17 protein-coding genes are annotated in these 13,906 nt (G+C 64.6%); all 17 read left to right on the top strand.

Translation table 11 applies throughout. The features are described 5' to 3' along the window. Positions 1-11: 11 nt before the first annotated feature. The 17 genes from BLP96_RS04275 to BLP96_RS04205 all read left to right on the top strand — a co-directional run bounded on the left by BLP96_RS04275 (position 12) and on the right by BLP96_RS04205 (position 13,793). A complete protein-coding gene (locus tag BLP96_RS04275; protein ID WP_089683493.1) occupies positions 12-689 on the top strand; it encodes a hypothetical protein in 678 nt (225 codons plus the stop codon). A 66-nt stretch (positions 690-755) separates the two neighbouring features. Next, positions 756-953, top strand: coding sequence for a helix-turn-helix transcriptional regulator (locus BLP96_RS04270; RefSeq protein WP_089683492.1), 198 nt, complete (start codon positions 756-758; stop codon positions 951-953). Between the two features lie 272 nt (positions 954-1,225). Continuing rightward, on the top strand, positions 1,226-1,399 hold the full coding sequence (locus tag BLP96_RS20080; protein WP_176761456.1) for a hypothetical protein: 174 nt from the start codon (positions 1,226-1,228) through the stop codon (positions 1,397-1,399). Further along, a complete protein-coding gene (locus BLP96_RS04265; protein WP_089683489.1) occupies positions 1,396-1,641 on the top strand; it encodes a hypothetical protein in 246 nt (81 codons plus the stop codon). The genes BLP96_RS20080 and BLP96_RS04265 overlap by 4 nt, the downstream gene beginning before the upstream one ends. Continuing rightward, positions 1,638-1,883: a hypothetical protein gene (locus BLP96_RS04260; RefSeq protein ID WP_089683487.1), complete on the top strand. Its 246-nt coding sequence runs from the start codon at positions 1,638-1,640 to the stop codon at positions 1,881-1,883. The genes BLP96_RS04265 and BLP96_RS04260 overlap by 4 nt, the downstream gene beginning before the upstream one ends. After that, a complete protein-coding gene (locus BLP96_RS04255; RefSeq protein ID WP_089683485.1) occupies positions 1,880-2,122 on the top strand; it encodes a hypothetical protein in 243 nt (80 codons plus the stop codon). Before BLP96_RS04260 ends, BLP96_RS04255 begins: the two co-directional genes overlap by 4 nt. 53 nt (positions 2,123-2,175) lie before the next feature. Beyond that, a complete protein-coding gene (locus BLP96_RS04250; RefSeq protein ID WP_176761455.1) occupies positions 2,176-4,641 on the top strand; it encodes a DUF3987 domain-containing protein in 2,466 nt (821 codons plus the stop codon). Further along, the gene (locus BLP96_RS19810; RefSeq protein ID WP_143005071.1) at positions 4,638-4,922 is read left to right on the top strand and encodes a hypothetical protein; all 285 of its coding nucleotides are present in this window, start codon (positions 4,638-4,640) and stop codon (positions 4,920-4,922) included. Before BLP96_RS04250 ends, BLP96_RS19810 begins: the two co-directional genes overlap by 4 nt. A 228-nt stretch (positions 4,923-5,150) precedes the next feature. Further along, on the top strand, positions 5,151-6,179 hold the full coding sequence (locus tag BLP96_RS04245) for a phage major capsid protein (protein WP_176761454.1): 1,029 nt from the start codon (positions 5,151-5,153) through the stop codon (positions 6,177-6,179). Positions 6,180-6,461: 282 nt separating this feature from the next. Further along, positions 6,462-6,806 carry a hypothetical protein gene (locus BLP96_RS19805; protein ID WP_143005070.1) on the top strand — a complete coding sequence of 115 codons (345 nt, stop codon included), beginning with the start codon at positions 6,462-6,464 and terminating at the stop codon, positions 6,804-6,806. A gap of 840 nt (positions 6,807-7,646) precedes the next feature. Continuing rightward, a complete protein-coding gene (gene nadA / locus BLP96_RS04235; protein ID WP_089683477.1) occupies positions 7,647-8,675 on the top strand; it encodes a quinolinate synthase NadA in 1,029 nt (342 codons plus the stop codon). 126 nt (positions 8,676-8,801) lie between these two features. Further along, positions 8,802-10,070: a serine hydroxymethyltransferase gene (gene glyA, locus BLP96_RS04230; protein ID WP_089683475.1), complete on the top strand. Its 1,269-nt coding sequence runs from the start codon at positions 8,802-8,804 to the stop codon at positions 10,068-10,070. A 423-nt stretch (positions 10,071-10,493) separates the two neighbouring features. Then, positions 10,494-11,312 carry a Wzz/FepE/Etk N-terminal domain-containing protein gene (locus BLP96_RS04225; protein WP_245682157.1) on the top strand — a complete coding sequence of 273 codons (819 nt, stop codon included), beginning with the start codon at positions 10,494-10,496 and terminating at the stop codon, positions 11,310-11,312. Between the two features lie 79 nt (positions 11,313-11,391). Beyond that, positions 11,392-11,637 (top strand): DUF6364 family protein, encoded by a 246-nt coding sequence (locus BLP96_RS04220; protein WP_089683471.1) that lies wholly within the window; start codon positions 11,392-11,394, stop codon positions 11,635-11,637. A 2-nt stretch (positions 11,638-11,639) separates the two neighbouring features. Further along, a complete protein-coding gene (locus BLP96_RS04215) occupies positions 11,640-12,035 on the top strand; it encodes a type II toxin-antitoxin system VapC family toxin (protein ID WP_245682171.1) in 396 nt (131 codons plus the stop codon). A 100-nt stretch (positions 12,036-12,135) separates the two neighbouring features. Continuing rightward, complete coding sequence (locus tag BLP96_RS04210; RefSeq protein WP_089683467.1) at positions 12,136-13,458, top strand: UDP-glucose dehydrogenase family protein; 1,323 nt, start codon at positions 12,136-12,138, stop codon at positions 13,456-13,458. Positions 13,459-13,568: 110 nt separating this feature from the next. Beyond that, positions 13,569-13,793 carry a DUF2281 domain-containing protein gene (locus BLP96_RS04205; protein ID WP_089683465.1) on the top strand — a complete coding sequence of 75 codons (225 nt, stop codon included), beginning with the start codon at positions 13,569-13,571 and terminating at the stop codon, positions 13,791-13,793. The last annotated feature ends 113 nt before the right edge of the window (positions 13,794-13,906 follow it).

Genomic DNA, 13,906 nt, shown 5'->3' with positions numbered 1-13,906 from the left:
CGGAAGGCGATATGAGCGACGAAAATGATACCTTCGAAGGGCTCCAGCGGGAGCTGGACGACCTCCTTGGTCGCCTCACGCGCTGCATGGAGCGGCAACAGAGGGAAGAGCAGTTATCGAGTCGTGAGGGAGTGACGCGCGAAGAGGCCGGCCAGGCTGTCTACTGCTACGCCGCTCATTGTGACTGGAAGCCTGTCGAGCGCGACCTGGCCAGCGCCGCCTCCTTGGTATCCTTCGCCCAGGAGATCTATCGCCGCCGCCTGGCGCGTCAGGTCGAGAATCACGGCGACGGCAAAGGCCCGCTGCTGGCCGCACTTGAAGCCCTGGCCGGTTGGCCGGAGTTCGCCCCCGTCCCGCTCACTGATGCCCACATGGTTGAGCTGATGATGGCTGCCGCCTCCCTGGAGGAGCGCTCCAGCGAATACTTCGGCCAGAATGCCGGGCTCGAACTGAACCCCAAGCGCCCGTTGGATCGTCGGAGGTTGGCTCGTCGCATGGCGGCGGTTGAGGTGTTCCAACGGAATCGGCGAGATCCCAAGGCGCACCCCATCGGCATGGGGCTATTCGAGCGGGTAGGCAAGCGCTATGGCATGTCCGGCTCTACCGTGCGAGATGCGTATTACAGCCGCGAAACGAAGTCTTGGCAGGAGCTAGAGCGCCACTTACAGGAAACCGACGAAACCTTGTAAATACAGCAAGGGGCATCACCCCCGAAAATTCAGCCGTGCCCATAAGTCACCAAGGAGCTTCCCGGCATGGCTGTACTTCTCAAGCGCCCTGAAGTGCGCAAGCGTACCACCCTCAGCGACTCCGCCCTGTATCGCCTGATGGAGAAAGGCGAGTTCCCCCGCCCCGTTCAGCTTGGCCCGCGCGCGGTGGCGTGGGTAGAGGCTGAGGTCGACGCCTGGATCGCTGCCCGCATCGAGGCGAGCCGCGAAGAGGGGGCCGCGTGATGTTGACCCCCGCCCAGGTGTGCGGCTATGCTCCAAGCGTTGCCGCAAAATCGGCATCCGGGTTTGGCGACCCGATAGAGACTTGGCGCACCAGCGCCCACCGCGATACAGGCGCTTTTTTCATGCCTGCACTTCGCGTCTATGGCGGCTGTGCGTGGGAGCCCTTCGGGGCTGCCGGGTTCCAAGTCTCCCGGTTCGCCAACCTGCGTACAGCCGCCCCCATCCGCTGTTTGGCGACAGCCGGGGCCGGCTCCAGACTTGGAGATCCGCCCATGCAATTCCCCACCCGCAGTCCGTCTGGCCGTGCCGCCGCGCACCGCGCAATGGCTCGCGCCGCTCTGTTCTCCGCTTCAAGCGCCGCCGTCCGGCTGAAACGCTACAACCAGCACATGGCCAAGGCCCGCGCCCTCGAGTCCCGCGCGCGTGCGCAGGAGGTGGCGTCATGAGAGTCGAAACCTTCACCGGCCTGGTGTACGACGAGGCCGACCCGCAGTGCCTGTGCCATTTGTTCACTTCCCAAGGCAAGGCTTACGGCTTCATTCAGGCGATAGATACCGGCTTCGATGGCCAGCAGCGCTACCCTGCCCGCTACTGGGGCGAATACTGTCACGACGCCCCGGAAGCCAGCATTCACCGTATCTTGAGCAGCGGCGGCAAGTGGCCACAGCTGCCGGGGGGTGAATCATGAACCGTCCCGTCTCTGGCTCCGCCTTCCTGGCGCGCAACCTGAAGGAAACCACCGACGCCATCGGCGAGATTGCCCAGCTGGTGCGCGAGGACCAGCTGCGCCGCGACACCGATGACCAAGCCCCGTTCCTGAGCCCTGGCAGCGTCGACATGCTGATGGCCGGCATCCGCCAGCTATCCGACCGTGCCGCGACGATCTGCGACGACATGGAGCAGCTGTGCGAGCGGAGGGGGCGCCCATGATCGACCTGGACGAGATCCTGCAGGGGCCGACCCCCGCCCTGGTGGAGGCGATCAACGCCACCCGATATGCCCTTGCCAAGCAGATCGACACGTTGACCGACGAGCTGGGCAGCAACTACGGCCCGCTGGAGCTGACCACCAATGAGGCTGCCGCTGTGCGTGAGCTGCTGCATTGGCAGATGAAGCGCCGGCTGGCCCGATTGGAATTTGAATGGACCCAGCGGGAGGGCCTTGCTTGATGACCGATAACCAGAGAGCGCCCGACCAAGGTGGCCGGGCGCCCGATGCGGATATGAGCTTGCGGAAGGCTCGCCCGCAGTATAGCACCGCCGCCGAGTTCTTGGAGGCCCTGGCCGGTGGCGGCCCTGTCACCTTCCAGACCTTCGATGACAGCGAGGAGAAGCGACGCGCCCTGGCGGGTACCCTGCACGGCACCCTCGAGTCGCATGGGCGCCGGCTGGCGACAGCCAACGACCAGGGCGGCGGGGTGTTCGTCTGCTTTAACGCCACCGATGGAGACGGCAGGAAGGCGGCCAACGTCACCGCCGTGCGTGGCCTGGTGGCAGACGTGGACGTGCCCCAGCCCCTTCAGGGTCTGCTGGCCAGGGTGCAGGGTGCGGGCATGCCGCCGCCTACGCTGGTAGTGGAGTCGTCCCCGCAGCGTTTCCACCTGTACTGGCTGACGCCCTACCCCGGCGAGATCCCCCTCGAGGAGTTCAAGCCGCTTCAGCAGGCACTGGCGAAGGCGTGCGACAGTGATTCGAGCGTCTGCGACCTGCCGCGCGTCTTGCGGCTGCCGGGGTTTCTGCACCGTAAAGCTGAACCCTTCACGGTTGCCCTGGTGAGGAAAGATGGGCCGCGCTATCCCGCTCAGGCGCTGCGCCAGGCCCTGGCGCCCTACAGCGACACGCCCGCTACGTCAGCTCCCCAGCAGGAAACGGCGGCGCCGGCTGCCGAGGGCGGCCATTATGCGCGCCGCGCACTCGAGAGCGCCGCCTATGCGGTGCAGAGCGCCGGCCAGGGGCAGCGGAACAACACGCTCAACCGTGAGGCGCTGGGCGTGTTCGGCCTGGTCAAGGGCGGCGCCCTGAATGAAGCCGAGGTGCGCCAGGCGCTGACGCGCGCGGCGGAAGGCGCCGGCCTGAAGGCGGCAGAGATCGACGCCACCTTGGCCAGTGCCTGGCGTAGCGCGCGGTCGCGCGAGCTGCCCAGGGTGTCGCGCCGCCGCGCGGCCAACGACGCCCAGGTGCCCCCGCCTGAAGGTGGGGGCAACGTCGACCTTCGCCCGCTGCCGCTGGCCGCCGTGCCATCTCTGCCGCGCTACCCCCTGGACGCCTTGGGGCCGCTGCTGGGGGAAGCTGCCGAGCGCCTGGCGTGGCATGTGCAGGCGCCGGACGGCATGGCCGGCCAGTCCGTGCTTGCAGCGGCGGCGCTGGCGGTGCAAGGGCATGTTGACGTGGAGCGTGGTGTTATCGGCGCCGGCCCTTCCTCGCTGTTCTGCATCACCGTGGCCGAGAGCGGCGAGCGAAAGAGCACCATGGACCGCCTGGCGCTCCGCCCGGTTCGAGAGTGGGAGCGCGTGCGCCGTGAGTCCCAGCGGGAGGAGCTGGCCCGTTTCAAGGCGGGGCACGAAGCCTGGCAGCTTCGCCGACAGTCTCTGGTGAACGCGAACAAGGGCAAAGCTGACAAGGCGCTGACGGCCCAGGAGCAGGAAATGCTCGCCCAGGAGCTGGCCAACCACGACATGCAGGAGCCGCGCCCGCCGACCCGGCCTCAGATGACCTTTGAGGAGCCGACCCAGGAGGGCGTGTATCGCCACTTGCAGGAGGGTCACCCCAGCGCCGGCTTGGTCTCCGATGAAGGGGTGGGGTTCTTCGGCGGGCATGGTATGAGCGAAGACAACCGGGGACGGACCATCGCCACGCTGTCCAAGCTGTGGGACGGGGCGCCGATCACCCGTACCCGCGGGGCCGCCGGCGAGTCGGGCATATTGGCAGGGCGCCGGCTGTCCGCCCACCTGATGTTGCAGCCCGTGGTTGCCGCCCAGGTGATGGGCGACCCGCTGTTGACCGGGCAAGGGTTTCTCGCCCGCTTCCTGGTGATGCGCGCCCCTTCCTTGGTAGGGCAGCGGTTCCTGATGAACCGCGACCCGCGCCATGGTGTCGAGCACGAGGCCGCCGTGGGGCACTACTGGCAGGCGCTGACCGAGCTTGTGAATCGGCCCCTGGACATTGAGCAGGAAACCGGCGAAATCCGCCCGAGGATGGCCAAGATCGAGGGTGCCTCCTATCAGGCGTGGGCCGCCTTTCATGATCGCGTGGAGCGGGATCTGGGCGAGTCGGGCCGGCTGTCCCTGGTACAGGGGTTCGCCTCGAAGGCAGCGGACAACGCGGCCAGGATCGCCGCCATCTTCGCCCACCTGGAAGGCGAGCTTCACCCCCAAGTGGAGCATATCGAGCGCGGCGCCGCGCTGATGGGGTATTACCTCGAGTCCATGGCCATTCATACCGATACCGCCCAGCAGGACCAGAGGGAGCTTCAGGCCCGGGACGTGCTGGAGGCGATCCGCGACAAGTTCGGTGGCCGGCTCTCCGCCCAGGACTTCAACCGCCTGCCCAACCCCTACCGCAGTGCCGGCAAGGTGCGCCCGTTGCTGGCCTTGCTGGTGGAAACGGGCCACCTGGAAGTGTGCGCCGTAAACGCGCAGCAGAAGCCCAGGGCGTGGCGTGTCTGCTCCACAGGAGGTGGCCAAGGATGAAATCACTGACCCCTAATCCCCAGGCCGAAAAGCGGGCAGAACAGACTGCCGTGCAGCTCAGGGAGGCATGCGAGAGGGATGGTGTATATCTCACAGCCGATGACCGAGTAGCGGAGGAATCCGCCGCTGCTCTTATCGGCATGGCAGCAGGTTCATTGAAAAACTGCCGTCAGTTAGGCAACGGTCCCGATTACTACCGGTGCCCAGCTGGGGGGAGCCGAATTAGTTACCGTCTTATTGACATCGCTTACTGGATCGAGAATCGCAGGGAAGACTGGTAGGCGGCATGGAAAGACATCCAAGGGGATGTTGGTTATTGGCGATGTTTCCGATGATAACCCCACGCCCAAGCAAATAACCAACTGCTGAGGATTAAGCTAATGGCTGTCAATGTTGCGGAGCAATACCAAACACTTCAGAGCGACCTGAAGTCCTTCAATGAAGACATGAAGCGTTTCACTGGTGAGGTAAAGGAGACTGTTTCAGAGGCAAAGGAACGCATCTTCGCCTTGGAGCAGCTCGCCGTAAGCGGTGGCGGCGGGTTCACTCCCCAAGGCATGGGCGCCTCCGCCTCGCTGGGCTCTATCGTGCTCAACGATGCCCAGAACAACAGCGCTTTCCAGAGCCTGGAGCAGTGGAACCAGGGCACCTGCCGACTGAAGGCAACCGCCTCCATCCAATCGGCGCTGACCCACGACGATCCGACCACCCCCATGCCGAGCAACCCCGAGCGGGGTGCCATCGTGCCGCAGGGTGGCCGCCGCCGGTTGCGTCTGCTGGATGTGCTGCCCTCACGGCCCACCAGTTCCGACGCGGTGGAGTTCGTGCAGCTCAACGCCGATGGTGACGCTGCCGAGCAGGAGCAGGAAGGCGACACCAAGGCCGAAATCACCTTCAACGGCGAGCTGAAGCGCTGCGAGATCGCCACGGTGGCCGGCCATACCACAGTGAGCCGCCAGGTGCTGTCCGACCATGCAGCCCTGCAACGCGCCATCGACCAGGTGATTCGCTACAAGCTGCTGACCAAGCTGGAAGACATGATTATCAACGGCGGCAGCGCCTCTTCCTCAGGCGGCAAGATTGCGGGACTGGCAAGCGAGAGCGCGGCTTTCGTGCCGACGCTCACCGCCCAAATGCATATGGCCGACATCATCGGCGAGTCCCTGGTGCGCCAGGCCGATGCCGGCTATATGCCCAACCTGGTGCTGATGAACAGCATCGACTGGTTCGCGCTGCAAATCAGCAAGAAGTCCGACGACGATTATCTGTTCGGTTCGCCGACCATGCCGGTCCCCGAGGCGCTGTGGAATCAGGTGGTCATCCCGAGCGCCTCGGTGCCGCAGGACGTGGCCTACACGATCGACACCAGCTTTGTCTCGGTGCTGGATCGTGAACAGCCGACCATCATGCTCAGCAACAGCCACGCGGACTACATGACGCGCAACCTGCTGCTGATCCTCGGTGAGCTGCGCGCCGGCCTCGAGGTGACCGACACCTTTGCCGTCTACAAGATCGACCTCACTTCCTCAGGGGCATGATGCGCAAGGCTCTGAGAAAGACCCTGGACCGTATCGACCAAGGCGCCAAGCGTCGAGAGAAGATCCGTATCCAAGGCAACAAGCGCAAGCACCTTCGGCAGCAGCAGAGACACTAGGGGGAGCTTGAGCGGATAGGGGCCCCCAGTGAGTTTCCCCCTCCGCTCCCGGGATTAGTCGGCGAGTGCCTGGACGCAGAAAACCCCGACAGCCAGCGGACGCCAACTCCAACCTTCAGGGGGCGTCGCGGCTGGCTTCTCCTCCAGACTTCAACGGAACCCCGCCATGAACAGCGATGATGACCAGGCTCCACCGTGGGCTCGGGATCTACTGGACAGCGCGCCCAGCAGTGCCACCGATGAAGAACAGGGCAGCACCTGGCCGCCAATCCTTCGCCCTCCTGATCTCCCTGTCCCCTCTGAATCTGGCCGGCGCCTGAGTCGCAAGGATCGCTCCGTACTCAACCGCCAGGCGTACAACGCAGCACGCCTGTTCGAGGAGCGCGAGCGTAAGCGCCTGCGTGCCCTCCCTCACCTGAGCAAGTCTGAGGCCAACCGCCTCGCCCACCAGCTCGGACAAAGCTACTACGAGCGCGAGCGCCAACGCCTGCTCGACCTGGCTGGCGTCTGATTGCCGCCGCTGCAACCTGCTTCCTCCAACTGCCCTGGCCACCTGCGCACGCGCGCGAGGGCCGGCTGCTCGTGCCACGCCTTGCCTGCCGTTGACATGCTGCATGCTACCTGCGCACGCGCGCGAGGGGCGGCGCTGCGTGGGCATTATCCGCAACCTATCCGCAACTCATCCGCAACCGCTCAACCGCTCAACCATGCGGCTTTCCGCAGAATCCGCAGAATCCGCAGCCGACATGCGCGGATTTACCCGGCTGCCCGTGGTGTTGGGCATGAGATTATAGATACACGTTAATTAAACGGTAGGGATTATATGTATCTCCTATCCAGAGCCGAGCCAACGCGGCGGCATCGCTCAGCCATGCGAGGGGGTGGGTCGAGACTTCAGCGGGGCCCAGCGAAGACCGCCGCCGAATCTTTCCGTGTTCGAGCGGGAAAAATGGGAGGGGGGTACCCTGGATGGGGAGGGTAGGCTGGTATCATCGGGGGCATGTATGGGGGCATGTCCTTGAAGGCAGAAAAAGAAATCCCTTGTAGATCAGTAATTTTGTTAGTCGTATCCGGTAGATACACGACCCACCAGATTCACGCCCTTGCCTCTCCGAGGCAAGGGCGTTTTACTTGATGCATGCGCAATTGGCTTGAAAGCCCCGGCGAACGCCGCCATCATTGAGACGATGCCCTTGGGCCGGATGGAATGGTGCCGGTCGAGAAGGGCGCGGGCCGGCCAACGCGACAGACGCAGCGGCCGGCCTCAGGCGCATCGCCCGCGCGGAGCGCGCGAACGCGATGTTCCCGGTACACGCAGGGGGATTCCCTGCCGGTCACAGTGGTAGACACGATGACGATCATGACCTCCCGTGCCGACCTGCGCGAGCAGCTCGCACGCACCTACTGCCCCACACGCATTCCCGCCGAGGACGAGGCGCGCATCGACGAGATCAAGCGCCTGCTCGAAGCCAACAATGCCGTCCTGGTGGCCCACTACTACACCGACGACGCCATCCAGCAGCTGGCCGAGGAAACCGGTGGCTGCGTGGCCGATTCCCTGGAAATGGCGCGCTTCGGCGCCCGCCACGAGGCCGAGACCCTGGTGGTGGCCGGCGTGCGCTTCATGGGCGAAACGGCCAAGATTCTCTCGCCCGAGAAGCGCGTGCTGATGCCCACCCTGGAGGCCACCTGCTCGCTGGACGTGGGCTGCCCGGCCGACGAGTTCAGCGCCTTCTGCGACGCCCACCCCGAGCGCACCGTGGTGGTCTACGCCAACACCTCCGCCGCCGTGAAGGCGCGCGCCGACTGGGTGGTCACTTCCTCCATCGCCGTGGACGTCATCGAGCATCTCGAAGCGCGCGGCGAGAAGATCCTGTGGGCCCCCGACAAGCACCTGGGCGGCTACATCCAGAAGCGGACCGGCGCCGACATGCTGCTGTGGGACGGCGCCTGCATCGTCCACGAGGAGTTCAAGGCCAAGGGCGTCGAGGATCTCAAGGCCCTCTACCCGGAAGCCGCCGTGCTGGTGCATCCCGAATCGCCGGCCTCGGTGGTGGAGCTCGCCGACGTGGCCGGCTCCACCTCGCAGCTGATCAAGGCCGCCAAGGAGCTGCCCCACGACAAGCTGATCGTGGCCACCGACCGCGGCATCTTCTTCAAGATGCAGCAGGCGGTACCCGAGAAGACCCTGTTCGAAGCGCCCACCGCCGGCAACGGCGCCACCTGCAAGAGCTGCGCCCACTGCCCGTGGATGGCCATGAACGCCCTGGACAACCTGGCCGGCGCCCTGCGCGAAGGCACCGGCGAGATCCACGTCGACGCCGAACTGCGCACCCGCGCGCTCAAGCCCCTGGAGCGGATGCTCAACTTCAAGCGGTGAGGCACCCTCTAAACCTCGCTTGAGAAATCCTCTACCACTCCATGACCGCCTTTCATAGGAAAGGCGGTCGCCGCTGCGGTATCATCTAGGGCTTCGATTCTCCCCGTGATGCGAGGTTTCCCGCCGATGTTCAGCCGTGACATGACGATTGCCGGTTTCGATGACGCCCTGTTCGAAGCGATGCAGAAAGAAGTCGCCCGCCAGGAAGCGCACATCGAGCTGATCGCTTCCGAGAACTACGCCAGCCCGCGCGTGCTGGAGGCCCAGGGCAGCCAGCTCACCAACAAGTACGCGGAAGGTTATCCCGGCAAGCGCTACTACGGCGGCTGCGAGTACGTCGACGTGGTCGAGCAACTGGCCATCGACTACGCCAAGCAGCTGTTCGGCGCCAGCTACGCCAACGTCCAGCCGCACTCCGGCTCCCAGGCCAACGCCGCCGTCTTCCAGGCGTTGATCAAGCCGGGCGACACCGTGCTGGGCATGAGCCTCGACGCCGGCGGCCACCTCACTCACGGCGCCAAGCCCAACTTCTCGGGCAAGCACTACCATGCCGTGCAGTACGGCATCGACGCCGCCGGGCGCATCGACTACGACGAAGTCGCCAAGCTCGCCCACGAGCACAAGCCCAAGATGATCATCGCCGGCTTCTCGGCCTACTCGCAGATCATCGACTGGGCCAAGTTCCGCCAGATCGCCGACGAAGTGGGCGCCTACCTGCTGGTCGACATGGCGCACATCGCCGGCCTGGTCGCCGCCGGGGTCTACCCTACGCCGCTGCCCCACGCCCACGTGGTCACCACCACCACCCACAAGACTCTGCGCGGCCCGCGCGGCGGTCTGATTCTGTCCAGCGAAGGCGACGAGCAGGTCGAGAAGAAGCTGCAGTCCGCCGTCTTTCCCGGCAGCCAGGGCGGCCCGCTGGAGCACGTCATCGCCGCCAAGGCGGTGTGCTTCAAGGAAGCCATGGCCCCCGAGTTCAAGAGCTACCAGCAGCAGGTGGTGAAGAATGCCCAGGCCATGGCCGGCGTGTTCATCGAGCGCGGCTACGACGTGGTTTCCGGCGGCACCGAAGACCACCTCTTCCTGCTCTCGCTGATCAAGCAAGGCCTCACCGGCAAGGACGCCGACGCCGCCCTCGGCCGCGCCCACATCACGGTCAACAAGAACGCCGTGCCCGGCGACCCGCAGAGCCCCTTCGTCACCTCCGGCCTGCGCATCGGCACCCCGGCGGTGACCACCCGCGGCTTCGGCGAGGCCGAGTGTCGCGACCTCACCGGCTGGATCTGCGACATTCTCGACGCCATGGCCAAGGGCGCCGACACCGCCGCCATCGAGGCCGAGGTGAAGGGCAAGGTCGAGGCCGTGTGCGCCCGCTTCCCGGTGTATCGCGGCTGAACCGGCCCGCTCGCGACCGACGAGCAGCCTGCCGAAAACGACCCGCCAGCCGCCGCTGGCGGGTCGTTCGCTTTTATGCCTGCCGTTGCAGCGGGCATCGGTGAGCGGCCGGCAGGGCTGTCGCCATCTGCCAACAAACTAAGTTGGCTTATTACCGATGAATAACAAAGTACCGCCGGCAGGTCGTAGAGCCGTTGGCGCGCATCCAGTAGAATGCGTCTCTCCTGGCCGGGCCGTTCGCAGGGTTTCGGCTAGGCTGACAGTACACAACGACAGCGCCGAACGGCGCGACAACAACGTATCGATGACAGGGCAAGGGAAAGCGCCCGGCTGCAATCCCCGGGCGGTAGCGTGCCCGCACGCTTCTTGCTTTTCGCGCCCCACGGCCCGAAAGCGATTCGAGACCTGACCAAGCGAACCCCCATGAGCCAAACTCCCTCTTCCCCCGGCCCGCAAGGGATGGGCCCGCAGCACTATGCCGACGACGAAATTTCCCTGGTCGATCTTGCCAAGCTGCTGATACGCCGCTGGAAGGCGATGGTCGTCATTTTCCTCGTCGTCGTCTTCGGTGCCCTGGCCTATGCACTGATGCAGACACCGGCCTACACCTACACCTCGATCTACAGCGTGGCCGAAGCCGGCGGCGGTTCAGCGCTGGAAACGCCGGCCTCGCTGGTGGCGCGCACCGAGAACCTCTATCTCGGCCCGGTCACTCGCGAGCTGATCGAAGCGGAAGGCCTGACCTCGCTGCCGTTCTCCACGCGCATTGCCAACCCCGACAATACCCATATCGTCAGGTTTTCCAGTACGGCTCCCGAGGCCCAGGCCGAGCGCGTTCAGGCGCATCACCAGGCACTGCTCGAGCGGCTCAAGGCGGATCAGGACGAAGCGCTGGAACGCCGCCGCAATGCCCTGGAGCGTCAGCTCAGCAGCCTCGAAAAGACCTTCGAGCAGGGCACTGAAACACGCTCCATGGGCGCTGCGGAAATCGTCTCCGGGGCGCTGCAGCGCATGTTCGAGGTCGAAGCCGAGTTGGAAGAGCTGGAACCGGGCGAGGTCGTCCAGGTTGCGGTTCAGAGCCTCCAGCAGCAGGGCACCAACCGCAAGCTCATCCTCGCCCTGGGCGTGGTGCTGGGCGGCATGCTGGCGGTGATGGGCGTTTTCTTCCTGCACTTCGCCAGCCTGGTACGCCAGAGCCTGCGTGAAGAGAGCAACAGCCCGGGTAGCGATGCCGGGCAGTGAGGGCTAGCTGGCCGTTTCCTCGTTTTCGATTTTTGCCGTACAATTCGAAGAAGCAAGCCATACGCACGAGGATCACCGTATGGAACAGGAAACCACTAAAATCACCATCCGCCTTCCCAGGAAGGACGTGGAATTCGCCAAGGCCTATGCCAAGGCGCACGGCATTAGCATGACCGAAGTCATCGACCGCCACTTGCGCCGTCTCAGAGCGCTGGAGCGTCATACCCCAAGTGCGGAGCTGGACGCGATCACTGGCCTGCTGCCGGCCGACCTGGATGCCGAGCAGGCATACCGGGAACACCTGGTCGAGAAACATCGCTCGTGATCATGCTCGACTTGAACGTCCTGTTGGATGTTCTACAGAAGCGGGAACCGCACTACCGTGTGTCGGCCGCTGTTCTTGAGCAAGTCATCCACGGTGATGAGCAAGGTGCGATCAGTGCACATGCCGTTACTACCGTGCATTACCTGGTCGCACGCTATGCCGACCGTATTGCTGCCGATCGTGCGCTTTCCTGGCTGCTTCACCATCTCACGGTCTGTGCGGTAGGGCGAAACGAACTGGAAAGAGCCCGCTCCCTCGGTTGGTCCGATTTCGAAGATGCGGTGGTGGCCGCTGTCGCCGAGCGCGCTGGCTGTACCTGCATCGTGACGCGAAACGTGAAGGATTTTGCTGGGTCGCCCGTCAACGCCGTGACCCCACAAGAATTTCTGCTTCACTGAAACGCCGCGATAGTTTCGACTGCTCTGGACCAAGCGAGTCCATGCCACTTTGACAGACGGCCATGCCGGCACTGATTCGTATCGATAAGTAGGAGACACAATGAACGTCACGGTATTCGGCACCGGCTACGTGGGCCTGGTACAGGGCGCGGTGCTGGCCGACGTGGGCCACCACGTGGTGTGCGTGGACGTGGACGCCGACAAGGTCGCCAAGCTCGAGCAGGGCATCGTCCCCATTTTCGAGCCGGGGCTGGAAACGCTGGTGAAGGAAAACGCCGCCGCCGGTAGGCTGCGCTTCACCACCGATGCCGCCGCGGGCGTGGCCCACGGCACCGTGCAGTTCATCGCTGTGGGAACCCCGCCGGACGAAGACGGCAGCGCCGATCTGCAATACGTGCTGGCCGTGGCCGAAACCGTCGCCCGGCACATGACCGAGCACCGCATCGTCATCGACAAATCCACCGTGCCGGTGGGCACCGCCGACAAGGTGCGCGCCCGCATGAGCGACGTGCTCGCCGAGCGCGGCCGGCAAGCGCTCACCTTCGACGTGGTCTCCAACCCCGAATTCCTCAAGGAAGGCAGCGCCGTTGCCGACTGTCAGAAGCCCGACCGCATCATCATCGGCACCGAGAGCGAAGCCACCGAAGAGCTGATGCGCGAACTCTACGCGCCCTTCAACCGCAACCATGAAAAGATCCTCGTCATGGACGTGAAGAGCGCCGAGCTGACCAAGTACGCCGCCAACTGCATGCTGGCCACCAAGATCAGCTTCATGAACGAGATCGCCAACCTCGCCGAGCGGCTGGGCGCCGACATCGAAATGGTGCGCCACGGCATCGGCAGCGACCCGCGCATCGGCTACCACTTCATCTACCCCGGCGTGGGCTACGGCGGCTCCTGCTTTCCCAAGGACGTGCAAGCGCTGATCCGCACCGCCGAGCAGATCGACTTCGACGCCCGCGTGCTCAAGGCCGTGGAAGCGCGCAACCACGAGCAGAAGACCACGCTGTTCGCCAAGATCCACCGCCACTTCGGCGGCGAGCTGGCAGGCAAGACCGTCGCCCTGTGGGGCCTGGCCTTCAAGCCCAACACCGACGACATGCGCGAAGCGCCCAGCCGCGTGCTGATGGAAGCCCTGTGGGAAGCCGGCGCCCGCGTGCAGGCCTTCGATCCCGAAGCGATGGAAGAGGCGCAGCGAATCTACGGCGCGCGCGACGAGCTCACCCTGTGCGGCACCAAGGAAGCGGCCCTCAAGGGCGCCGACGCCCTGGCCATCGTCACCGACTGGCAATCCTTCAAGGCGCCGGATTTCGAGCTCATCCGGCAGCAGCTCAGCGCCCCGGTCATTTTCGACGGCCGCAACCTCTACGAGCCGAAACGCATGGCTCGCAAGGGCTTTACCTACTACAGCGTTGGGCGTTGAGGTAGCGCTGTAGGAGCTTGGCCGCGCCAGCTTGAGGCGCCCAGCCCTGGAATCACGCTCGCGCTGCGCTAAAATGGCTCAATGACGTGATCGACATCGGAGCACCAGACATGCTCACTACAGAACGGATTGCCCAACAGGTGGGGCGGCTTCCCGAACCATTGCAGAGGGAAGTCCTCGATTTTGTCGAGTTTCTGAGGGAGAAGCATCATGTTGTAGAAGGCAACGAGGAAAGTGACTCCCTGCTGTCTCTGCAAGGTGGGCTAGAGCACTCAGTTACCTTTGCTGCCGATGAAGTGAAAATACAGGAGCAGCTTCGTGACGAGTGGAACTAAGTATCTGCTCGATACTTACCCCACTGACTTTCGATCAGAAGCTTGCCGCAGTCATGTCGGCGATGGGTGAGTAGTGTCGACCAGTGCCCCGGGCGCTGACCGATGGACATCGA

Source organism: Billgrantia gudaonensis, assembly GCF_900100195.1.
In the GTDB taxonomy this organism is placed as follows: Bacteria; Pseudomonadota; Gammaproteobacteria; order Pseudomonadales; family Halomonadaceae; genus Halomonas; species Halomonas gudaonensis.
This window is presented reverse-complemented; position numbering and strand designations above follow the sequence as displayed.

Bases quoted from the DNA above. Each gene is read 5' to 3' on its own strand.
- BLP96_RS04275 (WP_089683493.1), top strand. From the start codon at position 12: ATGAGCGACGAAAATGATACCTTCGAAGGGCTCCAGCGGGAGCTGGAC.
- BLP96_RS04270 (WP_089683492.1), top strand. From the start codon at position 756: ATGGCTGTACTTCTCAAGCGCCCTGAAGTGCGCAAGCGTACCACCCTC.
- BLP96_RS20080 (WP_176761456.1), top strand. From the start codon at position 1,226: ATGCAATTCCCCACCCGCAGTCCGTCTGGCCGTGCCGCCGCGCACCGC.
- BLP96_RS04265 (WP_089683489.1), top strand. From the start codon at position 1,396: ATGAGAGTCGAAACCTTCACCGGCCTGGTGTACGACGAGGCCGACCCG.
- BLP96_RS04260 (WP_089683487.1), top strand. From the start codon at position 1,638: ATGAACCGTCCCGTCTCTGGCTCCGCCTTCCTGGCGCGCAACCTGAAG.
- BLP96_RS04255 (WP_089683485.1), top strand. From the start codon at position 1,880: ATGATCGACCTGGACGAGATCCTGCAGGGGCCGACCCCCGCCCTGGTG.
- BLP96_RS04250 (WP_176761455.1), top strand. From the start codon at position 2,176: ATGAGCTTGCGGAAGGCTCGCCCGCAGTATAGCACCGCCGCCGAGTTC.
- BLP96_RS19810 (WP_143005071.1), top strand. From the start codon at position 4,638: ATGAAATCACTGACCCCTAATCCCCAGGCCGAAAAGCGGGCAGAACAG.
- BLP96_RS19805 (WP_143005070.1), top strand. From the start codon at position 6,462: ATGAACAGCGATGATGACCAGGCTCCACCGTGGGCTCGGGATCTACTG.
- nadA (WP_089683477.1), top strand. From the start codon at position 7,647: ATGACGATCATGACCTCCCGTGCCGACCTGCGCGAGCAGCTCGCACGC.
- glyA (WP_089683475.1), top strand. From the start codon at position 8,802: ATGTTCAGCCGTGACATGACGATTGCCGGTTTCGATGACGCCCTGTTC.
- BLP96_RS04225 (WP_245682157.1), top strand. From the start codon at position 10,494: ATGAGCCAAACTCCCTCTTCCCCCGGCCCGCAAGGGATGGGCCCGCAG.
- BLP96_RS04220 (WP_089683471.1), top strand. From the start codon at position 11,392: ATGGAACAGGAAACCACTAAAATCACCATCCGCCTTCCCAGGAAGGAC.
- BLP96_RS04215 (WP_245682171.1), top strand. From the start codon at position 11,640: ATGCTCGACTTGAACGTCCTGTTGGATGTTCTACAGAAGCGGGAACCG.
- BLP96_RS04210 (WP_089683467.1), top strand. From the start codon at position 12,136: ATGAACGTCACGGTATTCGGCACCGGCTACGTGGGCCTGGTACAGGGC.
- BLP96_RS04205 (WP_089683465.1), top strand. From the start codon at position 13,569: ATGCTCACTACAGAACGGATTGCCCAACAGGTGGGGCGGCTTCCCGAA.